The following is a 23,465-nucleotide window of genomic DNA, read 5'->3' as shown; positions in this document are numbered from 1 at the left end:
TCGTTTGTATTTACCGTATTGGTGGTTTAGGGAACTTGTCCTACGGTTCCCGGTCAATTTTCGCAGTGCTGAACTGCACGAGTTATGTGAGTCGGAGGTTTTTTCGTATGACCACTTCTTTGCAACCTGCTTATGCTCTGGTCCCGGGTGCGAACCTGGAGGCCTATGTGCACACGGTCAACAGCATTCCATTGCTGACGCCCGAGCAGGAGCGTGAACTGGCCGAGAGTCTCTACTATGAGCAGGATTTGGGGGCGGCTCGGCAGATGGTGCTCGCCCACCTGCGTTTTGTCGTACATATCGCCCGTAGCTATAGCGGCTACGGGTTGGCCCAGGCTGACCTGATCCAGGAAGGCAACGTCGGCCTGATGAAGGCTGTAAAGCGCTTCAACCCTGAGATGGGCGTGCGCCTGGTATCGTTTGCCGTGCACTGGATCAAGGCGGAAATCCACGAGTTCATCCTGCGCAACTGGCGCATCGTGAAAGTCGCGACCACCAAGGCCCAGCGCAAGCTGTTCTTCAACCTGCGCAGCCAGAAAAAACGCCTGGCGTGGCTGAATAACGAGGAAGTCCACCGCGTGGCCGAAAGCCTCGGCGTGGAGCCGCGTGAAGTGCGCGAGATGGAAAGTCGCCTGACCGGCCATGATATGGCCTTCGACCCGGCCGCTGAAGCGGACGACGACAGCGCCTTCCAATCGCCGGCCAACTACCTGGAAGACCACCGGTACGACCCGGCGCGTCAACTGGAAGACGCCGACTGGAGCGACAACTCCAACCAGAACCTGCACGAAGCGCTGGAAGTGCTGGACGACCGTAGCCGTGACATCCTCTATCAGCGCTGGCTGGCTGAAGAAAAAGCCACGCTGCACGACCTGGCACAGAAGTACAACGTGTCGGCCGAGCGGATTCGTCAGCTTGAGAAAAGCGCGATGAACAAGCTGAAGTTGTCGATCGCCGCTTAAAACGCTGCGATAAGACAAAAAAATGCCCCGATCGAAAGATTGGGGCATTTTTGTTTGCAGTCGAAAATCTCAAGCTCAACTCGGTCCACTGTGGGAGCTGGCTTGCCTGCGATGAGGCAGTATCAGCTAACACATGGGTAGTTTAACCCACCGCTATCGCAGGCAAGCCAGCTCCCACATGGGTAGTGCAGTGTGTCAATCGGACCAGGGGGCTTTGCGGGAGTTATTCAACTCCACCAAGTAACCATCCCCGCCCAACTGGCTCATCTGCTGCCGAATCCATGCCGCTCGCCGTGCCACATAGGCTGTTGGATGGCTGGCACTCCACACTCGAGGGTTGGGCAAAACCGCCGCCAGATAGCTGGCCTGCTGACGGGAAAGCGCTTTGGCACTCACGCCAAAGTGATGCCGCGCGGCGGCCTCTGCGCCAAACACGCCTTCATCCCACTCCACGCTATTGAGGTACACCTCAAGAATCCGCTGCTTGGGCCACAACACTTCGATCAGTGCGGTAAACCAGGCTTCCAGGCCTTTGCGCAGATAACTGCGACCGGTCCACAAAAACAGGTTCTTTGACACTTGCTGGCTCAGAGTGCTGGCGCCGCGAATCGAACCGCCGCGCTCGTTGTGCAGCAGCGCCGCCTGGATCGCGCCGAAGTCAAAACCCCAATGCTGCGGGAAACGCTGGTCTTCACCCGCCATTACCGCCACTTTCAGTTCGTCGGATATCTCATCCCACGGCACCCAGGTGCGCTGCACATCGATCGGCTCGCCGTCGATCCAGGATTCGATCTTGCGCTCCACCATCAACGCGGTGAACGGCGGCGGCACCACACGAAACAGCAGCACCAGCAGCACACTGCCGATGGCAAACCATTTAATGACTTTAAGAAAGCGCTTGAAGAGGAGACGCAGCATAGAGATGGCTTGGCCGAACCCGTTGAGCGGGCCATTATACAGACCCTGCCCCTCGAGTCTGACTGGAGTTCCTCATGCTGCGTAGCTTTCTGATGCTGGCTGCCTTTTTCGGCTTTACCGGCGTCGCCCTGGGCGCCTTTGCCGCCCACGGCCTGAAAAACCGCCTGAGCGCCGAGTACCTGGCGATCTTCCATACGGGCGTCACCTACCAGTTGGTGCACGCCCTGGCGCTGTTCGGCGTAGCGTTGCTGGCCGCGCATATTCCTGGCCGATTGGTCAGCTGGGCGGGCATCTCCTTTACCGTCGGCATCCTGCTGTTCTCGGGCAGTCTGTATGCGCTGACCCTGACCGGCATCAGCAAGCTCGGCATCATCACGCCGTTTGGTGGTCTGGCCTTCTTGCTCGGCTGGTTCTTCCTCGGTTTGACTGCGTGGCGTCTACAGGTAGCCTGACCAAGGGACTTGGGTCAGCCACGCTGATCGGGCTAGAATGCTGGCCCCTAAAAACGATGGCGGCCCGTGGCATGCGCATTCAGTTGAACGGCGAATCCTTTGAACTGCCCGACGGTGAAACCGTTGCGGCCCTGCTGACCCGTCTGGACCTGACCGGACGCCGAGTCGCAGTGGAGCTCAACCTGGATATCGTCCCGCGTAGCCAGCATGCCGAAACCGCGCTCACCGAAGGTGATCAGGTCGAAGTGGTCCACGCCATCGGCGGCGGCTAGCCGCCCGGCGCTCAAGGGCGTCAACCCGCATTCTGCAGAACCTCACCCCAATTCGAGGATTTCCCATGAGCATCGTTCGTAGCGACAAGCCCTTCGTCCTGGCCGGTCGTACCTACCAGTCCCGCCTGCTGGTTGGCACCGGCAAGTACCGCGACATGGAAGAAACCCGTCTGGCCATCGAAGCCTCGGGTGCCGAGATCGTGACGTTTGCCGTGCGCCGCACCAACCTCGGCCAGATCGAAGGCGAACCGAACCTGCTCGAAGTGTTGTCGCCGGATCGCTACACCTTCCTGCCGAACACTGCCGGTTGCTACGATGCCATCGAAGCCGTGCGCACCTGCCGCCTGGCCCGTGAGCTGCTTGACGGCCACAACCTGGTGAAACTGGAAGTGCTGGCCGATCAGAAAACCCTGTTCCCCAACGTGATCGAAACCCTCAAGGCCGCCGAAACCCTGGTCAAGGAAGGCTTCGACGTGATGGTCTACACCAGTGATGACCCGATCATCGCTCGCCAATTGGCCGAAATCGGCTGCATCGCCGTGATGCCGCTGGCCGGCCTGATCGGTTCTGGCCTGGGCATCTGCAACCCGTACAACCTGCAAATCATCCTCGAAGAAGCCAGGATTCCGGTGCTGGTGGACGCGGGCGTGGGCACTGCCTCCGACGCTACCATCGCCATGGAGCTGGGTTGCGACGCGGTGCTGATGAACTCGGCCATCGCCCATGCCCAGCAGCCGGTCATGATGGCCCAAGCCATGCAACACGCAATCGTCGCGGGCCGCTTGGCCTACCTCGCCGGTCGCATGCCGAAAAAACTGTACGCCAGCGCCTCCTCGCCGCTGGATGGTCTGATCAAGTAAGAGCCATTGATGACTGAATCAAACGAAACGCCGAACACCGTGGAAGAAGGCGACGAGTCCAAGCACCGCCGCATCAAGAGTTTTGTGATGCGCGCCGGCCGCATGACCGAAGGCCAGCAAAAGGGCCTGGAGCAAGGTACGCCGCTGTTCGTGTTGCCATTGGCCGACGCGCCGGTGGACTACGACCAGGTGTTCGGCCGTTCGGCCCCGCGTTCCCTGGAAATCGGTTTCGGCATGGGCCACTCCCTGCTGGAAATGGCCGCGGCCGCGCCGGACCAGGACTTTATCGGGGTGGAAGTGCACCGCCCAGGTGTCGGCGCGCTGCTTAACGGCGTACTGACCCAAGGCCTGACCAACCTGCGAGTCTACGACTGCGACGCGATTGAAGTACTCAACCGCTGCATCGCCGACAACAGCCTCGACCGCCTGATGCTGTTCTTCCCGGACCCATGGCACAAATCGCGTCACCACAAACGCCGTATCGTCCAGGCTTCCTTCGCGGAGCTGGTGCGCAGCAAGCTGAAAGTGGGTGGCATTCTGCACATGGCCACAGACTGGGAGCCGTATGCCGAATACATGCTGGAAGTGATGGACGTAGCGCCTGGCTACCGCAACCTGGCCGAAGACGGCAAATGCGTGCCGCGCCCGGCCGAGCGCCCGATCACCAAGTTCGAACGCCGCGGCGAGCGACTGGGGCATGGGGTTTGGGATTTGAAGTTCGAGAAGGTTGACTGACAAGCCAATAGCCGGCTTGGAGTGCAATCAACTGTGGGAGCTGGCTTGCCTGCGATAGCATCACCTCAGTATCACAGATACACCGAGGTGCCTGCATCGCAGGCAAGCCAGCTCCCACAGTTGTTTTGTGTTGGGCTTTGGAATCAGCGGCGGTCGGCGACTACGCCAATCAACACCAGCACCACCACCAACACTGGCGCCAAACTGTAGTTATTAAACTGGCTCAGCCCCCGCACAATCCACGGCGTGGCATACAGCAAGGCTGCGCCGCTGCCGATCATGCATACCAGCGCCATCAACGGTACGCGCAATGCTCCGGCGATGCTGCCCAAGCGGCCTTCGATCCAGCCTTTGATATCCGCGCCAAACAACACCAGCAAACAACCGACAAGGGCCAGGGAGATTTCCGACAGGTTGCTACGGCTCCAGCGGGACACGGTGGCGAGCAGGTCGAGTACCAAATCCATGTGATTTCCTTAGAGCGTCAGCTCAAAAACTTCTGCAACAGGTCATTGAGAAAGAGTTGCCCACGGTCGGTGGCCGCCAGGCGTGACGGTTCGACCTGCATTAAGCCACTTTGTTCTGCCTGCTGGCGGCCTTCGTCGAGGCTGGCCAGGTCGAGGCCGGTGCGTTCGGCGTACAGCTTGGATTCAACGCCTTCGGTGAGGCGCAAAGCGTTCATCAGGAACTCGAACGGCAGCTCCTCATTGGTCAGTTCTTTCGCCCCGGCCTGGAAACTTTTTGCCGGGTTGAGGTAGTCCTTTGGCGCCCGGGTTTTCCAGGTGCGCACGATGCGCCCGTCCGGATGGCTGAGCTTGCCGTGGGCGCCCGCGCCGATGCCGATAAAGTCGCCGAAGCTCCAGTAATTCAGGTTATGCCGTGCCGGGCGGCCCGGTTGGGCATAGGCCGACACTTCATATTGCGCGTAACCGTGTTCGGCCAGCAGTGCCTGGCCAGCTTCCTGAATGTCCCACAGCGTGTCGTCTTCCGGCAGCGCGGGCGGCTGGTTCCAAAATACGGTGTTGGGTTCCAGCGTCAGCTGATACCAGGACAAGTGCGTTGGCTTCAATGCGATGGCCTGGCGCAAGTCGCTCAGGGCATCGTCCAGTGACTGATCGGGCAAGCCGTGCATCAAGTCCAGGTTGAAATTATCGAACCCGGCCTGGCGTGCCATGCCGGCGGCGCGTACGGCTTCATCGCCATTGTGGATACGGCCCAGGGCTTCAAGCTTTTCCTGCTGAAAGCTCTGGATGCCGATGGACAGGCGATTGATCCCCAGCTTGCGGTACGCCACGAACTTCTCTTGCTCGAAGGTGCCAGGGTTGGCTTCCAGGGTGATTTCGATGTCGTTGGCAAACGGGATACGGGCTTGCACGCCTTTGAGCAGGCGCCCCAGCGCGGCGGCGCTGAACAGGCTGGGCGTGCCGCCACCGAAGAAAATCGAGCTTAGTTCACGGCCGTAAACCGCATGCAGGTCTTGATCAAGGTCGGCCAGCAATGCGTCTACGTACTCTTCTTCCGGCAGCACTTTGCTGGCGGTGTGGGAGTTGAAGTCGCAATACGGGCATTTGCGCACGCACCACGGGATGTGGATGTACAGCGCCAGGGGCGGCAGCACCGACAAGGCCGCCCGAGGCGTTTGCGCGCCGCCGTGGATCAGCGGCTGCGCAGAGGTGTTTTGGGTCATTTCAGGCTCAGGCGTTGGCGCAGCAAATCCATTGCGCGGGCGCGGTGGCTGATCTGGTTCTTGTCGGCCGGGCTCAGTTCGGCGCTGGAGACATTGCGCTCCGGCACCCAGAACAGCGGGTCATAGCCAAAGCCATGCTCGCCACTGGCGGCATGCAGGATGCGCCCGTGCCACAGGCCTTCGCACAGAATCGGCAACGGGTCATCAGCGTGGCGAACCAGCGCCAGCACGCAGACAAACTGTGCGCCGCGCATCGCGTCCGGCACGTCCTTGAGGGCGTCCAGCAGTTTGGCGTTGTTGGCCGCGTCGCCTTTGCCATCGGCATACCGCGCCGAGTAGATGCCCGGTGCGCCGCCGAGGAAGTCCACGGCCAGGCCCGAGTCGTCCGCGAGTGCCGGCAGGCCGGAGATGCGTGCGGCATTGCGGGCCTTGAGGATGGCGTTTTCAACAAACGACAGGCCGGTCTCTTCCGGCTCTACCTGGCTGAACTCTCCGATCGAGCGCAGTTGCACGGAGTCGCCGAGCATGGCCTGGAGTTCTTTGAGTTTGCCGGCGTTATGGCTGGCCAGTACGAGTTGGGTGAGGTTCATTATTCGGCCGGGAAAAGTTCTTGGACAAAACTGAAACCGTGGGCCTTGCCGCCAGTTTCAACATTGATAGTGAAGGTCTTGAATTCTTGTTGCGGCACTGAGTAAGGGGCCAGGTAATTGGTCACGCCTTTTTCGGTGATTTGCTTAAACGTCAGCACTTCACTCTTACCGCTCAAGTCCTTGATGGTGCCGGTGACTTGCGCCACCACAGGCGTCACGCCTTTGAACACCGACACATTGATCAAGCCTTTGTTCTTGCTGCGTACCACGCCCACCGCTTGAGCGGTTTCGGGTTGCAGGAAGCTGGAGGTAAAGGTGTTGTAACGCACGGTGATATCACCAAATTCTTTGGTGCGATTAGGGTCGATAACATCGGCGGCCATGGCGTTGGCGCCCAGCAGTGCAGTCAATAAAAAAATAGCCAAACGACTCATAAGCGTCCCTCTTGAAATAATTAGACGGCAATCTTGTGGTCGGTCAGGCCAGGGCTGCTGACCCGGTAGATACCAATTTCGCCCAACAGATTAGGCCATAGCTTACTCGCCCACCCATGGCGGTGCTGTTGATCGACGGCAAGGCGGTTGATCACCTTGGCTTCACGCTCGCCGCACAGGGCTTCGAAGTCTTCAAACGTACAGAAGTGGATGTTCGGCGTGTTGTACCAGGTGTATGGCAGGAAGTCCGAGACCGGCATGCGGCCCTTGGTCGCCAGGTACCAGCGGCAGCGCCAGTGGCCGAAGTTGGGGAAGGTAATGATGCACTGACGGCCCACGCGCAGCATCTCGTCGAGGATGCGGTCCGGGTAATGCACCGCTTGCAGGGCCTGGGTCATCACCACGATATCGAAACTGTTGCTGGCAAAGTTGCCCAGGCCCTTGTCCAGGTCCTGCTCGATCACGTTGATGCCCTTGGCCACGCACTGGGCGATGTTGTCCGGGTCGTTTTCCAGGCCATACCCGGTGACTTGCTTGTTGTCGCGCAGCCAGCTGAGCAGTTCGCCATCACCGCAGCCCAGGTCGAGCACGCGGCTGCCGGCGGGGATCCAGTCTTGGATGATTTCCAGGTCGGCTCTCATGGCGTTCTCACAAAGTAATGCGGTTCATGTAGTTGCTGAAAGCCTGCAGGTAGCGTGGGATCGGAATCAGGAAGGCGTCATGGCCTTGCGGAGCATCGATCTCGAGGTAGCAGACGTCTTTGCGTGCGGCCATCAAGGCGTCCACCAGTTCACGCGAACGCGCTGGCGAGAAGCGCCAATCGGTGGTGAATGACATCACGCAGAACTTGGCCGTGGCGTGCTCGAAGGTTTTCGCCAGGTCGTCGTCGTGGTTGGCGGCCGGGTCGAAGTAGTCCAGCGCCTTGGTCATCAGCAAGTAAGTGTTGGCGTCGAAGCGCCCCGAGAACTCCTCGCCCTGGTAACGCAGGTAGCTTTCGACCTGGAACTCGACACTGTGGAAGTCGTAGTTGAGCTTTTCGCTCTTGAGCCCACGGCCGAATTTTTCGCCCATGGAGTCATCGGACAGGTAGGTGATATGCCCGACCATCCGCGCCAGCATCAAGCCGCGCTTGGGGATCACACCGGCTTCCTGGAACGAACCGCCGTGGAACTCGGGGTCGGTGAGGATGGCCTGGCGTGCCACTTCGTTGAACGCGATGTTCTGCGCCGACAGTTTTGGGGCCGAGGCGATGGCCAGGCAATGGCGCACGCGATCCGGATAAGAGATGGTCCATTGCAGCGCCTGCATGCCGCCCAGGCTGCCGCCGATCACGGCGGCCCATTGGTTGATGCCCAGCAAGTCGGCAAGGCGCGCCTGGCTGTGCACCCAGTCTTCCACGGTCAGCACCGGGAAGTCGGCGCCGAACGGCTTGCCGGTTTCCGGGTTGAGGCTGCTCGGGCCGGTGGAACCATTGCAGCCGCCGAGGTTGTTCAGGCTGACCACAAAGAATTTGTTGGTGTCGATGGGCTTGCCGGGGCCGATGCAGCTGTCCCACCAGCCGGGCTTGCGCTCGTCGGCACTGTGAAAGCCAGCGGCGTGATGATGGCCGGACAGGGCGTGGCAGATCAGCACGGCGTTGCTCGCCGTGGCGTTCAACTGGCCGTAGGTTTCATAGATCAGGTCGTAGGCAGGCAGCGAACGGCCGCAGGCCAGGGCCAGCGGTTCGCTGAAGTGCGCCACTTGGGGCACGACCAGTCCAACAGAATCGGGGGGGAAGGCAGCTGGCATCGACCCTGCTCTCGTTTAAATGAGGCGTAAGTCTAAAGAGCGGTGACCCCAGCGGCAAGCAAAGGCCTGCACCAGTACGCAGATACAGATATCAGCACTGGCTTGTGTGGGAGCTGGCTTGCCTGCGATTGCATCACCAAGGTGAGACTGACACACCGAGGAGCCTGCATCGCAGGCAAGCCAGCTCCCACCTATCAGATCAGGCCGAACAGCTCTTTAGGCATGAACGCATAGTAGGCCAAGCGCGGAATCACCCAGCTTTGCAGCAGCTGGATCGCGATAAACGCGAAGATTGGCGAGATATCCAGGCCGCCCAGGTTCGGGATCAGGCGACGGAACGGTGCCAACACCGGTTCGGTGATCTGGGCTACCAACTCAGCACCCGGGCTGCGGCTGCCGGGTGCGACCCACGACAGAATCACGCTGATGATCATCGACCAGAAAATGATCTTCAAAAACAGCGAGAAGATTCCGATCAAGCCCCATGGCAACAGCAGCACGGTGAACGCCTGGTAGCCGTTGAGCATCAGGATCACTACAAACAACAGGATTTGCAGCAGCAGTGCCAGCACCAGCGAGGACATGTCCAGGCCGAACATGCTCGGCACTACCCGGCGCAGTGGCTTGAGCAGCGGTTGGGTGGCCTTGACCACGAATTGGCACAGCGGGTTGTAGAAGTTCGCCCGCACCAGTTGCAGGATAAAACGCATCAGCACGATCAGCAGGTACAGGCTGCCCAGGGTCTGGATGATGAAAATGGCAGCGTCATTGATTCCGAGCATGTTTGATTACCTTGGTAAGGGATGACTATTTGCCCAGTTGCTCAGCCATCTCGGCTGAACGGTGTGCTGCGGCACCCAGTGCTTTTTCCACCAGGGCTTCAAAGCCCCCGGCCTGGAAGGATTCGATGGCGGCCTGCGTGGTACCGCCTGGCGAGGTCACGCGACGGCGCAACTCGGCAGCGTCTACATCACTGTCGACCGCCATGTTCGCGGCGCCCAAAGCAGTTTGCTCGGCCAGTTGCTCGGCGACTTCATGTGACAGGCCCAGTTTCACGCCTGCGGCGGTCATGGCTTCGATCAGCAGGAAGAAGTAAGCCGGGCCGCTGCCGGACACGGCGGTGACCGCGTCCAACTGCTGCTCCTGTTCCAGCCACACGGCCAGGCCCACGGCAGACAGCAGTTCCTGAGCCTGGTCGCGCTGCTCGGCAGTCACCTCGGAGGTGGCGTACAAGCCGCTGACGCCCTTGCGCAGCAGTGCCGGAGTGTTGGGCATGCAACGCACGATCGGCTGGGCACCGAGCCAGGTGTTCATGCTGGCGCAGGTGATGCCGGCGGCGATCGACACCACCAGTTGGTGCGGTTGCAGGCTCGGGCGCAGGCTTTCGCACACGGCCTTCATGGCTTGCGGTTTTACCGCCAGCACGATCACGTCGACGCCCTGGATGGCCTCGGCGTTATCGGCAAAGGTTTCGATACCGTGCTCGGCGCTGACGCGGGTGCGGGTCTCGGCGCCGGGGTCGCTGGCGCGGATCTGCGTGGTTTCCAGGCCCTTGGCCCGCAGGCCGCCGATCAGGCTGGCCGCCATGTTGCCGGCGCCGATAAAGGCTATACGCGTGTTGCTCATGACAGGTCCTTACTTAGAGGGATGTCAGCCATTTTACGGCTGGCCGTAGTCGCGGGCGCCAAACAGGGCGGTACCGATCCGCACCCAGGTGGCCCCTTGGGCGATGGCCGACTCAAGGTCGTGGCTCATGCCCATGGAAAGTGTGTCCAGCGGCAGGTCCAGGCTGGCTTGCAGGTCTTTTACCGCAGCGAAGGCTGCATCTTGTGCAGCGCGATCTTCAGTCGGCTCGGGGATCGCCATCAAGCCACGCAGCTTCAAACGGGGCAGGGCGCTGATTGCAGCGGCCAGGGCCGGCAGGTCGGCGGGTGTACAGCCGGACTTGCTGGCTTCGCCACTCACGTTGACCTGAATACAGATATTCAGCGGCGGCAGGTCAGCCGGGCGTTGTTCAGACAGGCGTTGCGCGATTTTCAGGCGGTCCACGGAATGCACCCAGGCGAAGTGCTCGGCGATCGCACGAGTCTTGTTCGATTGAATGGGGCCGATGAAGTGCCAACTCAAGGGCAGGTCGGTTAATTCAGCCTGTTTGCCCAGGGCTTCCTGCAGGTAGTTCTCGCCAAAGTCGCGCATGCCGGCGGCATAGGCTTCGCGCACGGCCTGGGCCGGTTTGGTCTTGCTCACGGCCAGCAGGTGGATGCTGCTTTCGTCACGTTGCACGGCGTGGGCCGCGGCGCGGATGCGCTGGCTAACCTGGCCAATGTTGTCTGCTATCGTCGACATTCAAGATGCACCCGTGGATATGGAGTCCGCGGCATTCTACTGGAAATGGAAAGCCCTATGGATATCACTGAACTGCTGACGGCCAGCGTGCGCCGTGGCGCCTCCGACCTGCATTTATCGGCTGGCCTGGCGCCGATGCTGCGTGTCGATGGCGAAATCTGGCCATTGGAGGGGCCGGTGCTTTCGCCTACGCAAGTTGCGGACTTATTAAGCCCTTTGCTCAACCAGCACCAACAAAAGGATTTCGAAACATCTCTTGAAACGGATTTTGCGTTCGCGCTGCCGGGCCTGGCGCGGTTCCGCGCAAATGTGTTCCGCCAGGATCGCGGCATGGGCGCAGTGTTTCGCACTATCCCGACCGAAGTGCAAAGCCTGGAGAACCTCGGATTGGGCGAGGTATTCCGCCGTATCGCGCAGTTGCCGCGCGGCCTGGTACTGGTGACTGGGGCAACCGGCTCCGGCAAGTCGACGACCCTGGCGGCGATGATTGACCACCTCAACCAGCACCGGCGCCAGCACATTCTCACGCTGGAAGACCCGATCGAATTTATCCACAGGCCGAAAATGGCCCTGATCAACCAGCGCCAGGTACACCGCGACACTCATAGTTTTTCGGCGGCGCTGCGCTCGGCCCTGCGTGAAGACCCGGATGTGATTCTGGTGGGCGAGCTGCGTGACCTGGAAACCATCCGCCTGGCACTGACGGCGGCAGAGACCGGGCACTTGGTATTGGGCACGCTGCACACCACTTCAGCGGCAAAGAGCGTGGATCGGCTGGTGGATGTGTTCCCTGCGGGGGAAAAAGCCATGGTGCGCGCCATGCTGTCGGAGTCGCTGCAGGCGGTGGTGTCCCAGGTGCTGGTTAAGAAAATCGGCGGCGGCCGGGTGGCGGCGCACGAGATCATGCTGGGCACGCCAGCTATCCGTAACCTGATCCGCGAGGACAAGGTGGCGCAGATGGTCTCGGCGATTCAAACCGGCGGGGCGTTGGGGATGAAAACGCTGGATATGAGCTTGAAGGCGTTGGTCAGCGCAGGGCTGATCAGCCGGGAGGATGCGCGGGGGCTGGCGCGGGTGCCGACAGATATCTGAACGCCGATGAAATCAGTGTGGGAGCTGGCTTGCCTGCGATGACGGTGTGCCAGTCGACAGAGATGTCGCCTGGCAGTTCGCTATCGCAGGCAAGCCAGCTCCCACATTTTGTAGTGCATTCAGCCTGGGATCAGCGCTGAACAACCCGCAGGTTATTCTGCTCTTTAGGCAGAACACGCTTGGCAATCACGTAGTTCTTGTCCCAGAACGGCTTTTTCAGTGTGTCGATGCTCACCGACTTGCCACGGCGCGGTGCGTGGATAAAGCGGTCGTTGCCCAGGTAGATGGCAACGTGGTTGACCTGGCGGCTCTTGAGTTTGAAGAACAACAGGTCGCCCGGTTTTAAATCCTTGCGATCAACCTTCAAGCCGTGGCCGGCAGCCATGGCGTTGGAGGTGCGGGGCAAATCCACCGCTTTTACATCATTAAACGCATATTTCACCAAACCGCTGCAGTCGAACCCTTTACTTGGGCTGCTGCCGCCCCAACGATAAGGAGTACCGAGCACGTTAACGGCACGGCTGAGGACATTGCTGCTTTGTTTGGTGTTGACGGCCAGTTGGGTGTGGATCGCTTTACCGTGGGCCTTGCTCACTTGAGTCGGGCGGTTGACGGTCAGCTTTACCGACTTGGCAGTGCTGGGTGTGCTGTGAACTTTAGGGGTGAAACCGTTAACGTTAGGAAGACGTTGCTCACGATTGGTGGCGTGGGCGGCCAGTGGCATTAATAGGCAAATGGTTAGCCATGTCTTGAAAAATGGTCGCATTAGGCGTGGCTCTTTTAGGTTTGCGCGCAACTTTATAACAGCTTTTTGTGTCGTTCTCAGGCCGTTTGTCGACTGAACTCTGGGGTCAAACTCAGGAAAAACGCGACGAATTGCCGCTATTGTCCTACAGAAGTCAGGTGGCATAAGGCTTTGCGGGAGGGAAGATACCATTTGCCGTGCGTCGGGCGCCCGTAAAAAAGTCACAAAGAAAATGAAAAAATTTATCTATCGAGGCAAAAGAGGTACTCCATGAACACCTATCGACAGGATGTTACGCAGCAAGACACCCACAGCAAGGTGATCGGTTACCTGCTTTGGATTTTTGGTTTTACCGGGGCACATCGCTTCTATTACGGCAAACCCGTGACCGGGACGATCTGGTTTTTCACCTTCGGCCTGTTCGGTATCGGTTGGCTGATCGACTTGTTCCTGATCCCGGCCATGGACCGTGAAGCAGACCTGCGTTTTACCGCTGGCCCGATCGAATACAACGTGGCCTGGATTCTGTTGGCGTTCCTGGGTGTATTCGGTTTGCACCGCATGTACCAGGGCAAATGGATCACCGGCCTGATCTACCTGCTGACCGGCGGTTTGTTCCTGATCGGGGTGCTGTATGACTTCTGGACGTTGAATACGCAGATTTCGATCCGCAATGCCGAGCGCAGTGCTGGACGATAAAGCACTTAAGTCATGTAGAGATGCAAATGTGGGAGCTGGCTTGCCTGCGATAGCATCACCTCGGTAGGGATGAAAGACCGAGGTGTCCGCATCGCAGGCAAGCCAGCTCCCACATTGACCGTGCCTACACTAGCTGTGTGATCTATCAGGCCTGGTAAGTAATCCGCCCATCCACCAAGGTGTAGCGCACCGTCGCCGGCAGGCTATGGCCGATGAACGGGCAGTTCTCGCCCTTGGACAGCCAGTGTTCCCCGGCAACCGTGGAACTGGCCGGGTCAAACAGCACCAGATCCGCCGCCGAACCCACCGCCAACTTGCCCGCTGGAAGGCGTAGGGCCTCGGCAGGGCCAGCGCTCAGGCGGGCGAGCAGTGTCGGCAAGTCCAGCAAGCCGTCTTCCACCAGCGTCATCGCCAGTGGCAACAACAGCTCTACGCTGCTGATGCCCGGCTCTGTTGCGCCAAACGGTGCCAGCTTGGCATCCCGTTCGTGGGGCTGGTGATGGCTGGAAATCGCCGAAACCACACCCGACTTCACCGCCGCCCGCAAACCTTCACGGTCGGCCAGCGTGCGCAGCGGTGGCTGCACGTGATACAGGCTGGAGAAGTCGATCAGCGCCTCATCGGTCAAAATCAGCTGATACAACGCCACATCCGCCGTCACCGGCAGGCCACGTGCCTGGGCCTGAGCGATCAAGGCCACACCGCGTGCGCTGGTGAGCTGACTGAAGTGCGCGCGCACGCCGCTTTGTTCCACCAACAACAGGTCACGGGCCAGGGCCACGGTCTCGGCAGTTTCCGGAATGCCCGGCAGGCCGAGGAAGCTGGCCACGGCGCCTTCATGAGCCAGGCCACCTTCGGCCAGGTCGCGGTCCTGGGAGTGGAAGATCACGGTCAGATCGAACGTGGCCGCATATTCCAGCGCACGGCACAGCGTGCGGGTGCTGCGAAAACTCTCCAGGCCATTGCCGAACGCCACGCAACCGGCGTCACGCAGGGCGATCAGCTCGGCAAGTTGTTCGCCTTCCAGGCCTTTGCTCAGGGCGCCGATGGGGAACACCTTGCAATTACCGGCTTCACGGGCGCGGTCGAGGATCAACTCGGTCACCGCCGAAGTGTCCAGGATCGGCTTGGTGTGTGGCGGGCAGCACAGGCTGGTGACGCCACCGGCCGCAGCGGCACGGGTTTCGCTGGCGATGCTGCCTTTGCGGCTGTAACCCGGCTCGCGCAGGGCGACGTTCAGGTCCACCAGGCCAGGCGCGGCCACCAGGCCGTTGGCATCGATACTCTGGCTGGCGCTGAAGCCGGCGGGCGCGGCGCCAATGGCGATGAGCTTGCCGGCTTCCAGGTGAAGGTCGGTGACTTGATCCAGCCCGCTGGCTGGATCGATAACGCGAGCGCCTAGAATGCTGAGCTTCACTGGGCGTTCTCCTGCTCGAATTGACGTTGCGCGGTTTGCCCGCTCATGGCCATGGACAACACGGCCATGCGGATGGCGATGCCATAAGTCACCTGGTTGAGGATCACCGACTGCGGGCCATCGGCCACCGCCGATTCAATCTCCACGCCACGGTTGATCGGGCCTGGGTGCATCACGATGGCATCCGGCTTGGCGCCGGCCAAACGCGCGGTAGTCAGCCCGAACAGGCGGTAGAACTCGCCTTCGCTCGGCAGCAGGCCACCGGACATGCGCTCACGTTGCAGGCGCAGCATGATCACCACGTCCACATCCTTGAGGCCTTCGGTCATGTCGGTGTAGACCTTCACGCCGTATTGCTCGATGCCGATCGGCAGCAGGGTTTTCGGCGCGATCACGCGAATGTCCGGGCAGCCGAGGGTTTTCAGGGCCAGCATGTTCGAGCGCGCCACCCTCGAGTGCAGGATGTCGCCGACGATGGCCACCGAGAGGTTTTCAAAGCTGCCCTTGTGCCGACGAATAGTGAGCATGTCCAGCATGCCCTGGGTCGGGTGGGCGTGGCGGCCGTCGCCGCCGTTGATGATTGCCACCTGCGGGCACACATGTTCGGCGATGAAATGCGCGGCGCCGGAGTCGCCGTGGCGTACCACGAACATGTCGGCGGCCATGGCTTCCAGGTTGCGCAGGGTGTCGAGCAGGGTTTCGCCCTTGCTAGCCGACGAGGTGGACACGTTCAGTGTGATCACGTCGGCCGACAGCCGCTGGGCCGCCAGTTCAAAGGTGGTGCGGGTGCGCGTGGAGTTCTCGAAGAACACATTGCAGATGGTTTTGCCACGCAGCAGCGGGACTTTCTTCACCGCCCGGCCACCGACTTCGAGGAACGAGTCGGCGGTGTCGAGGATTTCGGTGAGCAGTTCGCGGGGCAAACCGTCGAGGGACAAGAAGTGTTGCAACTGGCCCTGAGCATTGAGCTGCAGCGGGCGCTTGGCATCTAGAGGCGTCATCGCGGGGACTCTGTACAAGGCGGTTTAAAGGGCAAGGTCTTGCAGTTCGAGTTCGAGCGGCGTGGGACCGGACAATTTTACCCGTTGATGGGCTTGCAGCGACAGCGTTGCACCAACCACGTCCGGGCTGATCGGCAATTCGCCGGCGTCCAGGTCCAGCAGGCATACGAGGGTCACGCTGGCCGGGCGGCCGTAGTCGAACAGCTCGTTAAGGGCGGCGCGGATGGTGCGGCCGCTCATCAGCACGTCGTCGATCAGCACCAGATGCTGGCCTTCGACCTCAAACGGCAGCGCCGAGGGCTGCACTTGCGGGTGCAGGCCATTCTGGCTGAAGTCGTCGCGGTAAAAGGACACGTCCAGGGTGCCCAGCGGCGAATCGCTGCCCAGCTCTTCCAGTAGCGCCTGGGCCACCCACACACCACCAGTGCGGATGCCGATAAAACGCGGCTCGCTGATGGCGCGGTGTTCCAAGTGGGCCTTAAGGCGAATCGCCATCTGGCTGATCAGTTCGGCGGGATTGGGCAGGCTCATGGTGGCTCCTTCAAGGGCTTGCGCGGCGTGGGCGCAGCAAGGTCCGGACTCAAACGTAAAAAGACGCGGCAAGCCGCGTCAGTCAGGATTCAAATAAAGCGGTGTTTTCATCCAGCCAGCCCTGCAGCAACAGGGCGGCGGCAATGGCGTCCACGGGGTTGTCGCGGTAGCTGCCTTTTTGCCCGCCACGGTCGCGGCGCTCACCCTTGGCTTCAAAGGTGGTCAGGCGTTCATCGTGGGTATAGAAGGGCAGGTTGTAGCGGCCATTGAGGCGGCGGGCGAATTTTTCCGCGCGCAGGCACATGTCGCTGGGGGTGCCGTCCATGTTCAACGGCAGGCCGACCACGACGGCGTCGGGCTTCCACTCTTTAATGAGGGCTTCGACCTGGTTCCAGTCCGGCACGCCGTTCTGGGCTTTCAAGGTACACAGCTCGCGGGCCTGGCCGGTAATCACCTGGCCGACCGCTACGCCGATCTGTTTGGTGCCGTAGTCAAAACCGAGGATCAAGCGCAAAGCCATCAGGCGTGCCCCGCCTGGCTGGTCAGCAGGCTGAGGTTGACCCGAAGCTTGGCGGCAGCTGCTTCCAGGCGCAGCTCACTGGCGGTGTTGAACAGGATGTCGGCGTCAAACGGGCAGGTCAGCCAGGCATTGCTGGCCAGTTCGGCTTCCAGTTGCCCGGCTTCCCAACCGGCATAGCCGAGGGTGATCACGCTTTGCTCGGGGCCGACGCCGTCGGCGATGGCAAACAACACGTCCTGGGAGGTCGACAGCGACACGCCTTCAAGGTCTACCGTGGCCTGAAACTTCGGCCCGGTGGGGTGCAGCACAAAGCCACGATCGGTCTGCACCGGCCCGCCGATGTAGATCGGCACGCCCTGGCAACGCGCCGGTGGGTCGATCTCGGGGCGCAGTTGCTCAAGGATATCGGCCAGGTTCAGCTCTTGCGGGCGGTTGACCACCAACCCCATTGCACCATTGGCCGTGTGCTCGACGATGTAGGTCAAGGTCTGCGCAAAGTTCGGGTCGGCCATATGGGGCATGGCGATCAGGAATTGGTGCTTGAGGTAGGTCGGGCTGACATTTTTCATGCCCACTAGTGTGGCGTTGGAGGGGCGAACTGACAAGCTGGAGTTAGTGATCACTCCGCGTCGCGCTCTTAAAAGTGGACGCGGAGCGTCCTGAGATGCATTCCCACGCAGAGCGTGGGAACGATCCTTATCCTGCATTAAAGGATGTACTTCGTACCTGTGGCGAGGGGGAACGATCCTCAGTTGCTCGACAGCCGATCGCCCCTGGCAAACTTCCAGGTGCGGATGATTTCCAGGCGGTCGATGTCGTTCAAGTCACCGGTAAACGGCGCGAAAGGCGCAGCCAGGCGCACGATGCGCTGGGCGGCCTGGTCCAGCAGTGGCTGGCCGGAGGACTCCAGCACCTGCACTTCATAAAGCGAGCCGTCGCGGTTGATCGACACCAGAAGACGCAAATTGCCGTAAATCTGCTGACGCCGCGCTTCATCCGGGTAGTTGAGGTTGCCGATGCGCTCGACCTTCTTGCGCCACTCGTCTTTATACCAGGCGCCTTTGTCGCGCATGGTTGACGCGGCATTCAGGCGGTAGATGCGCGGGCGCTTGGCATACAGCTGTTGCTCATTGGCCAGTTCCGCTTCGAGGCTGGAGATCTGGTCAGAGAGCTGCGAACTGTCGAACGTCGGCGCAGGCTTCACCGGCTCAGGCGTAGGTTCGGTCTTGGCTTTCTCGCGCTGGGTCGCAGCTTTTTGCGGTTTGGGCGCAACGGTGGTCACGGCGGCCTTGGGTGCGGCCTGCTTGACCTCGGGCTTGGGGGCGGGTGGGGGCGTGACTTTATTGACCTTGTTGTCCTGGAAAGGCGCCACTTCGGTGGTCTTGGGCACGGCTTTCTTGTCGAGGGTGCCGCTGCCTTGCTGGTTGTCCTGGGCAAGAAAATCGGCCTTTTCGGGCTTCTTTTCGCTCTTGAACGTGGCGAGGGTGATTTCCAGGGTTTTGCTGATCTGCTTGGGCTCGACGTAGGTGAAGCCCAGGCCGAGCAGTAGGGCAAGGTGGATCAAGGCGGCCAGGAACAGGGTAAATCCGAGCCGATCAGCCGGGCGCACGCCGCTATGGGAGAGTTCGTAGGGCAGATCGGACGGGAGTGTCATGACAAAAAAACCAACATCGCGCGTTTCACAGGTGGCGCATGATAACGCAATGTTGGTTTATGTCCGGCTGTTCTATGTCACTTGGCTTGTAGCTTGCGCTCAATGGCCGCCATCAGCATTTCGCCGATGTTCGTGCCAAATGCATTGTCGATCTCGCGAATACAGGTCGGGCTGGTGACGTTGATTTCGGTGAGGTTCTCACCAATTACGTCTAGTCCTACAAATAGCAGGCCTTTTTCCCGCAGGGTTGGGCCAACCTGAGAGGCGATCCAACGGTCTTTGTCCGACAACGGGCGTGCTTCACCGCGACCACCGGCCGCCAGGTTGCCACGGGTCTCGCCGGCTGCTGGAATACGCGCCAGGCAGTAATCCACCGGTTCGCCGTCGATCATCAGGATGCGCTTGTCGCCATCCTTGATCGCCGGAATATAAGCCTGGCCCATGATCTGCTGGGTGCCCAGCGCGGTCAGGGTTTCCAGGATCACCGACAGGTTCGGGTCACCGGCGCGGTGACGGAAGATCGACGTGCCGCCCATGCCGTCCAGCGGTTTGAGGATCACATCACCGTGTTTGGCGGCGAATTCACGCAGCACGTCGGCGCGGCGGCTGACCACGGTCGGCGGCGTGCACTGCGGAAACAGCGTGGCGAACAGCTTTTCATTGCAGTCGCGCAGGCTCTGCGGCTTGTTGACGATCAGCACGCCGGCGCGCTCGGCCTGTTCCAGCAGGTAAGTGGAGTAGACGAATTCCATGTCGAACGGCGGGTCCTTGCGCATCAGGATCACGTCCAGATCGCTCAACGGGCTGTCGATCTCGTCCGCCAGCTCAAACCACTTCTCAGGGTTGGCAAACACCTGCAGCGGGCGCATGCGCGCGCGGGCCTCGCCGTCGCCCTGGTAAAGATCGCGCTGCTCCATATAGAACAGGTTCCAGCCGCGGGCCTGGGCGGCCAGGAGCATGGCCAGCGAGCTGTCCTTTTTATAGGAAATGCTGGCGATAGGGTCCATGACAATGCCGACGCGAACGCTCATGGGGGATTTCCTCTAGCAAATTAGGGCGCATAAAAGTGGCGTCAGAGTGGCGCTGCGGCTGTTGTGGGTCAAGGAAAAACCACCTGGCCGGTTGCTCGATAGATTGCGCCCGGAGACTGTGCTAAAAAGACTGCCACGGCGCAGCAGCCCTTGAATTCCAAGGCTTGCGGCGCTCATCCTGTGCAACATCAGGCAGTACACACCGAAAACCGATTCGCTGTGGCGATGGTAGAGCAGATATGGAACAGCATTCCAACGCCTTGAGAGTGATGGTGATCGATGATTCAAAAACGATCCGCCGCACCGCCGAGACGCTGTTGAAGAACGTGGGCTGCGATGTGATCACGGCTATCGACGGTTTCGATGCCCTGGCCCGGATTGTTGATCATCACCCGCACATTATCTTTGTCGACATCATGATGCCGCGCCTGGATGGCTATCAGACCTGCGCCCTGGTGAAGAACAACCCGGCGTTCAAGTCGATCCCGGTGATCATGCTGTCTTCTAAAGACGGCCTGTTCGACAAGGCCAAGGGGCGCATCGTTGGTGTCGATCAGTTTTTGACCAAGCCTTTCAGCAAGGAAGAACTGCTGGGCGCAATCAAGGCTTACGTGCCTGGGTTTGCCGCAGTAGAACAAGCACACTGACGCCGCCTCACAAGGGCTGGCGCCGACCAATGTAGTGGGGAAAACCATGGCACGCGTTCTGATCGTCGACGATTCGCCGACTGAAATGTACAAACTCACCGGCATGCTGGAAAAGCACGGCCACGTGGTGCTCAAGGCCGAAAACGGCGCGGACGGCGTGGCCCTGGCCCGCCAGGAAAAACCCGACGCCGTGCTGATGGACATCGTGATGCCGGGCCTCAACGGCTTCCAGGCTACCCGCCAACTGTCCAAGGAGCCGGAAACCAACGGCATTCCGATCATCATCATCACCACCAAGGATCAGGAAACCGACAAAATCTGGGGCGCGCGCCAGGGTGCCAAGGATTACCTGACCAAGCCTGTGGACGAAGACACCCTGATCGCCACCTTGAACAAGGTACTGGCCGGCTAAAGGCTCGCGATCATGACCGAGTCGCAAACCGCCTTCGAGCTGCTGCTGGACATCGACCGCCGCTGCCGCCTGCTGGCCGCCGACCTGCCGTCCCAGGAAGCTCGCCTGCAACGCTGGAGCGGGATCGGCTTTCGCCTGGGGCCACACTGGTACGTGGCGCCGATGGGCGAAGTCGCCGAAGTGCTGCATGAGCCGCGTTGCACCTTGATGCCCGGTGTCAAACCGTGGGTCAAGGGCGTGGCCAACCTGCGTGGGCGTTTGCTGCCGGTAATGGACTTGGGCGGCTTTCTTGGCCTTGAATTGTCCAAGGCACGCAAGCAACGGCGGGTGCTGGTGGTCGAGTACAACGACCTGTTTGTCGGGCTGCTGGTAGACGAGGTGGTGGGCATGCAGCATTTCGCACAAGACGCTTTGTTGACCAGCGCCGCACCCGGCGCGCCGTTTATCCTCGGCCAGTTCGACGGCGACCCGCTGTGGCAGGTCTTCAGCCCCTTCGCTCTGGCCCAGGCCCCAGGCTTCATGGATGTTGCCGCATGACCACCGTCACCACGCCCAAACCCCAGGCCGCATCGCGCAGCCGCTCACAGATCATCGTGCTGTTTATTGCGCTGATCGTGTTCATCATGCTGTTGTTCGCCAACTTCGCGTACCTCAACACTCAGTCCACCTATGACAAGCAGTACATCGGCCACGCCGGTGAGCTGCGTGTGCTGTCCCAACGCATCGCCAAAAACGCCACCGAGGCCGCTGCCGGCAAGGCCGCCGCGTTCAAATTGCTGGGCGATGCGCGCAACGACTTTGCCCAGCGCTGGGGCTACCTGAAAAAAGGTGATACCGAAACCGGCCTGCCCGCCGCGCCCAGTGCGGTTCGTGCGGAAATGCGCGCGGTGCAGACCGACTGGGAAGCGCTGCTGAAAAACACCGACGCGATTCTGGCTAGCGAACAAACCGTGTTGTCCCTGCATCAAGTGGCCGCGACCCTCGCCGAAACCGTGCCGCAATTGCAGATGGAATCGGAAAAGGTCGTCGATATCCTGCTGCAACGTGGCGCACCGGCCAGCCAGGTAGCGTTGGCTCAACGCCAATCGCTGTTGGCCGAACGTATTCTCGGCGCGGTCAACACCGTGCTGGCGGGCGACGAAACCGCCGTGCAAGCCGCCGATGCCTTTGGCCGCGATGCCAGCCGCTTCGGTGTGGTGCTCAACGGCATGCTCAATGGCAACCCGGGCTTGCGCATTACCCAGGTCGAAGACCATGACGCGCGCGCGCGGCTGGCGGAAATTTCGGAGCTGTTCGAGTTTGTCTCCGGCTCCGTGGATGAAATCCTCGAAACCTCGCCGCAGCTGTTCCAGGTGCGGGCCTCGGCGAGCAATATCTTCAACCTGTCGCAAACCCTGCTCGATGAGGCCTCGCACCTGGCCACCGGTTTTGAAAACCTCGCCAGCGGGCGAAGTTTCGACACCATTGGTGGCTACGTGCTGGGTTTGCTGGCACTGGCCTCGATCATTCTGATCGGCCTGGTGATGGTGCGCGAAACCAACCGCCAACTGCATGAAACCGCCGAGAAGAACGAGCGCAATCAGAACGCGATCATGCGCCTGCTCGATGAAATCGAAGACCTGGCCGATGGCGACCTCACCGTGACCGCCTCGGTCACCGAGGACTTCACCGGCACCATCGCCGACTCCATCAACTACTCCGTCGACCAACTGCGCGATCTGGTCGCGACCATCAACCTCACCGCCGGGCAAGTGGCCGGTGCGGTGCAGGACACCCAGGCCACCGCCATGCACCTGGCCCAGGCTTCGGAGCATCAAGCCCAGCAGATCGCCGAAGCCTCCACGGCGATCAACCAGATGGCCCAGTCCATCGATCAAGTGTCGGCCAACGCCGCCGAATCTTCGGCCGTGGCGGAGCGCTCGGTGGAAATCGCCAACAAGGGCAACGAGGTGGTGCACAACACCATCCATGGCATGGACAACATCCGCGAACAGATCCAGGACACCGCCAAGCGCATCAAACGCCTGGGCGAATCTTCCCAGGAGATTGGCGATATCGTCAGCCTGATCGACGACATTGCCGACCAGACCAACATCCTCGCCCTCAACGCCGCCATCCAGGCGAGCATGGCCGGTGACGCCGGGCGCGGTTTTGCGGTGGTGGCCGACGAAGTACAGCGGCTGGCCGAGCGCTCATCCGCCGCCACCCGGCAAATCGAAACCCTGGTGCGGGCGATTCAGGCCGACACCAACGAAGCGGTTATCTCCATGGAACAAACCACCACCGAAGTGGTGCGTGGCGCACGGCTGGCCCAGGACGCCGGGGTGGCGTTGGAAGAGATCGAAGGCGTGTCGAAAACCCTGGCGGCGTTGATTCAGAGCATCTCCAATGCGGCGCAGCAACAGACCTCATCGGCGGGGCAGATCTCGCTGACGATGAATGTGATTCAGCAGATCACCACGCAGACGTCGTCGGGTTCTACGGCCACGGCGGAGAGCATCGGCAATTTGGCAAAGATGGCCAGTCAGTTGCGCCGGTCGGTGTCGGGTTTCACCCTGCCGCCGCCTAAACAGGCCGATGATTGAAATGCTATCTGATGTGGGAGCTGGCTTGCCTGCGATAGCGGTGGGTCAGTTGCACAGGTATCACCTGACAGTCCGCCAGCGCAGGCA

General features: G+C 60.7%; 29 protein-coding genes. 11 read left to right on the top strand and 18 right to left on the bottom strand.

Annotated features, from left to right (window positions below; translation table 11 throughout):
• Positions 1-107 precede the first annotated feature (107 nt).
• A complete protein-coding gene (gene rpoH / locus GIW48_RS11650) occupies positions 108-962 on the top strand; it encodes an RNA polymerase sigma factor RpoH (RefSeq protein ID WP_017139465.1) in 855 nt (284 codons plus the stop codon).
• A 195-nt stretch (positions 963-1,157) separates the two neighbouring features.
• Here rpoH and mtgA read toward each other — a convergent pair whose 3' ends face one another.
• Positions 1,158-1,880 (bottom strand): monofunctional biosynthetic peptidoglycan transglycosylase, encoded by a 723-nt coding sequence (gene mtgA / locus GIW48_RS11645; RefSeq protein ID WP_099550332.1) that lies wholly within the window; start codon positions 1,878-1,880, stop codon positions 1,158-1,160.
• 74 nt (positions 1,881-1,954) lie between these two features.
• Here mtgA and GIW48_RS11640 point away from each other — a divergent pair, with 74 nt between their 5' ends.
• The 4 genes from GIW48_RS11640 to trmB all read left to right on the top strand — a co-directional run bounded on the left by GIW48_RS11640 (position 1,955) and on the right by trmB (position 4,199).
• Complete coding sequence (locus GIW48_RS11640; protein WP_056857688.1) at positions 1,955-2,332, top strand: DUF423 domain-containing protein; 378 nt, start codon at positions 1,955-1,957, stop codon at positions 2,330-2,332.
• Positions 2,333-2,403: 71 nt separating this feature from the next.
• Complete coding sequence (gene thiS, locus GIW48_RS11635; RefSeq protein WP_032865944.1) at positions 2,404-2,604, top strand: sulfur carrier protein ThiS; 201 nt, start codon at positions 2,404-2,406, stop codon at positions 2,602-2,604.
• A gap of 65 nt (positions 2,605-2,669) precedes the next feature.
• Positions 2,670-3,464: a thiazole synthase gene (locus tag GIW48_RS11630; protein ID WP_017139461.1), complete on the top strand. Its 795-nt coding sequence runs from the start codon at positions 2,670-2,672 to the stop codon at positions 3,462-3,464.
• 9 nt (positions 3,465-3,473) lie between these two features.
• Positions 3,474-4,199 carry a tRNA (guanosine(46)-N7)-methyltransferase TrmB gene (gene trmB, locus GIW48_RS11625; protein WP_017139460.1) on the top strand — a complete coding sequence of 242 codons (726 nt, stop codon included), beginning with the start codon at positions 3,474-3,476 and terminating at the stop codon, positions 4,197-4,199.
• Between the two features lie 143 nt (positions 4,200-4,342).
• Here trmB and GIW48_RS11620 read toward each other — a convergent pair whose 3' ends face one another.
• From GIW48_RS11620 to GIW48_RS11580, 9 genes are all read right to left on the bottom strand, one after another.
• Positions 4,343-4,666: a DUF3392 domain-containing protein gene (locus tag GIW48_RS11620; protein WP_017139459.1), complete on the bottom strand. Its 324-nt coding sequence runs from the start codon at positions 4,664-4,666 to the stop codon at positions 4,343-4,345.
• Positions 4,667-4,683: 17 nt separating this feature from the next.
• Positions 4,684-5,886: a radical SAM family heme chaperone HemW gene (gene hemW / locus GIW48_RS11615; protein WP_236460544.1), complete on the bottom strand. Its 1,203-nt coding sequence runs from the start codon at positions 5,884-5,886 to the stop codon at positions 4,684-4,686.
• Complete coding sequence (gene rdgB, locus GIW48_RS11610) at positions 5,883-6,479, bottom strand: RdgB/HAM1 family non-canonical purine NTP pyrophosphatase (protein ID WP_049711104.1); 597 nt, start codon at positions 6,477-6,479, stop codon at positions 5,883-5,885. The genes hemW and rdgB overlap by 4 nt, the downstream gene beginning before the upstream one ends.
• Positions 6,476-6,910, bottom strand: coding sequence for a DUF4426 domain-containing protein (locus tag GIW48_RS11605; RefSeq protein WP_138813460.1), 435 nt, complete (start codon positions 6,908-6,910; stop codon positions 6,476-6,478). The genes rdgB and GIW48_RS11605 overlap by 4 nt, the downstream gene beginning before the upstream one ends.
• A 20-nt stretch (positions 6,911-6,930) precedes the next feature.
• Positions 6,931-7,551 carry a methionine biosynthesis protein MetW gene (gene metW / locus GIW48_RS11600; RefSeq protein ID WP_016972957.1) on the bottom strand — a complete coding sequence of 207 codons (621 nt, stop codon included), beginning with the start codon at positions 7,549-7,551 and terminating at the stop codon, positions 6,931-6,933.
• A 7-nt stretch (positions 7,552-7,558) separates the two neighbouring features.
• Positions 7,559-8,698: a homoserine O-succinyltransferase MetX gene (gene metX / locus GIW48_RS11595; RefSeq protein ID WP_138450794.1), complete on the bottom strand. Its 1,140-nt coding sequence runs from the start codon at positions 8,696-8,698 to the stop codon at positions 7,559-7,561.
• 194 nt (positions 8,699-8,892) lie between these two features.
• Positions 8,893-9,480 (bottom strand): YggT family protein, encoded by a 588-nt coding sequence (locus GIW48_RS11590; RefSeq protein WP_017139454.1) that lies wholly within the window; start codon positions 9,478-9,480, stop codon positions 8,893-8,895.
• A 25-nt stretch (positions 9,481-9,505) separates the two neighbouring features.
• A complete protein-coding gene (proC, locus tag GIW48_RS11585; RefSeq protein WP_138454263.1) occupies positions 9,506-10,324 on the bottom strand; it encodes a pyrroline-5-carboxylate reductase in 819 nt (272 codons plus the stop codon).
• A 33-nt stretch (positions 10,325-10,357) separates the two neighbouring features.
• Entirely contained in the window at positions 10,358-11,044 is a 687-nt protein-coding gene (locus tag GIW48_RS11580; RefSeq protein WP_236460543.1) for a YggS family pyridoxal phosphate-dependent enzyme, read from the bottom strand.
• Between the two features lie 57 nt (positions 11,045-11,101).
• Between GIW48_RS11580 and GIW48_RS11575 the strand changes: the two genes are divergently transcribed.
• Complete coding sequence (locus GIW48_RS11575) at positions 11,102-12,136, top strand: type IV pilus twitching motility protein PilT (RefSeq protein WP_169987576.1); 1,035 nt, start codon at positions 11,102-11,104, stop codon at positions 12,134-12,136.
• A 130-nt stretch (positions 12,137-12,266) separates the two neighbouring features.
• On the opposite strand, the gene GIW48_RS11570 is transcribed toward GIW48_RS11575, so the two are convergent.
• Positions 12,267-12,902, bottom strand: coding sequence for a C40 family peptidase (locus tag GIW48_RS11570; RefSeq protein WP_017139450.1), 636 nt, complete (start codon positions 12,900-12,902; stop codon positions 12,267-12,269).
• Positions 12,903-13,151: 249 nt separating this feature from the next.
• Between GIW48_RS11570 and GIW48_RS11565 the strand changes: the two genes are divergently transcribed.
• Positions 13,152-13,580 carry an NINE protein gene (locus tag GIW48_RS11565; protein WP_138454259.1) on the top strand — a complete coding sequence of 143 codons (429 nt, stop codon included), beginning with the start codon at positions 13,152-13,154 and terminating at the stop codon, positions 13,578-13,580.
• Positions 13,581-13,725: 145 nt separating this feature from the next.
• Here GIW48_RS11565 and GIW48_RS11560 read toward each other — a convergent pair whose 3' ends face one another.
• The 7 genes from GIW48_RS11560 to gshB all read right to left on the bottom strand — a co-directional run bounded on the left by GIW48_RS11560 (position 13,726) and on the right by gshB (position 19,734).
• Positions 13,726-14,997, bottom strand: a complete 1,272-nt coding sequence (locus GIW48_RS11560; RefSeq protein ID WP_099550338.1) for a dihydroorotase — start codon at positions 14,995-14,997, stop codon at positions 13,726-13,728.
• A complete protein-coding gene (locus GIW48_RS11555; protein WP_056857699.1) occupies positions 14,994-15,998 on the bottom strand; it encodes an aspartate carbamoyltransferase catalytic subunit in 1,005 nt (334 codons plus the stop codon). The genes GIW48_RS11560 and GIW48_RS11555 overlap by 4 nt, the downstream gene beginning before the upstream one ends.
• Before the next feature lie 24 nt (positions 15,999-16,022).
• Positions 16,023-16,529 (bottom strand): bifunctional pyr operon transcriptional regulator/uracil phosphoribosyltransferase PyrR, encoded by a 507-nt coding sequence (gene pyrR / locus GIW48_RS11550; RefSeq protein ID WP_017139446.1) that lies wholly within the window; start codon positions 16,527-16,529, stop codon positions 16,023-16,025.
• Between the two features lie 82 nt (positions 16,530-16,611).
• The gene (gene ruvX, locus GIW48_RS11545) at positions 16,612-17,049 is read right to left on the bottom strand and encodes a Holliday junction resolvase RuvX (RefSeq protein WP_003195067.1); all 438 of its coding nucleotides are present in this window, start codon (positions 17,047-17,049) and stop codon (positions 16,612-16,614) included.
• Complete coding sequence (locus GIW48_RS11540) at positions 17,049-17,618, bottom strand: YqgE/AlgH family protein (RefSeq protein WP_017139445.1); 570 nt, start codon at positions 17,616-17,618, stop codon at positions 17,049-17,051. The genes ruvX and GIW48_RS11540 overlap by 1 nt, the downstream gene beginning before the upstream one ends.
• A 179-nt stretch (positions 17,619-17,797) precedes the next feature.
• Positions 17,798-18,703 carry an energy transducer TonB gene (locus GIW48_RS11535; RefSeq protein WP_017139444.1) on the bottom strand — a complete coding sequence of 302 codons (906 nt, stop codon included), beginning with the start codon at positions 18,701-18,703 and terminating at the stop codon, positions 17,798-17,800.
• A 77-nt stretch (positions 18,704-18,780) separates the two neighbouring features.
• Positions 18,781-19,734 carry a glutathione synthase gene (gshB, locus tag GIW48_RS11530; RefSeq protein WP_236460519.1) on the bottom strand — a complete coding sequence of 318 codons (954 nt, stop codon included), beginning with the start codon at positions 19,732-19,734 and terminating at the stop codon, positions 18,781-18,783.
• A gap of 239 nt (positions 19,735-19,973) precedes the next feature.
• Between gshB and pilG the strand changes: the two genes are divergently transcribed.
• The 4 genes from pilG to GIW48_RS11510 are packed head-to-tail and all read left to right on the top strand — an operon-like array spanning position 19,974 to position 23,378.
• Positions 19,974-20,381: a twitching motility response regulator PilG gene (pilG, locus tag GIW48_RS11525; RefSeq protein WP_010564379.1), complete on the top strand. Its 408-nt coding sequence runs from the start codon at positions 19,974-19,976 to the stop codon at positions 20,379-20,381.
• Positions 20,382-20,427: 46 nt separating this feature from the next.
• Positions 20,428-20,793 (top strand): twitching motility response regulator PilH, encoded by a 366-nt coding sequence (gene pilH / locus GIW48_RS11520; protein WP_017139442.1) that lies wholly within the window; start codon positions 20,428-20,430, stop codon positions 20,791-20,793.
• 12 nt (positions 20,794-20,805) lie between these two features.
• Positions 20,806-21,330, top strand: coding sequence for a chemotaxis protein CheW (locus GIW48_RS11515; RefSeq protein WP_017139441.1), 525 nt, complete (start codon positions 20,806-20,808; stop codon positions 21,328-21,330).
• A complete protein-coding gene (locus tag GIW48_RS11510) occupies positions 21,327-23,378 on the top strand; it encodes a methyl-accepting chemotaxis protein (RefSeq protein ID WP_017139440.1) in 2,052 nt (683 codons plus the stop codon). The genes GIW48_RS11515 and GIW48_RS11510 overlap by 4 nt, the downstream gene beginning before the upstream one ends.
• Positions 23,379-23,465 lie beyond the last annotated feature (87 nt).

This window comes from Pseudomonas sp. PA-6-3C (assembly GCF_021605825.1).
Taxonomy (GTDB): domain Bacteria; phylum Pseudomonadota; class Gammaproteobacteria; order Pseudomonadales; family Pseudomonadaceae; genus Aquipseudomonas; species Aquipseudomonas edaphica.
The sequence above is the reverse complement of the archived record's forward strand: the minus strand, read 5'-3'. Positions and strand labels throughout refer to the sequence as shown.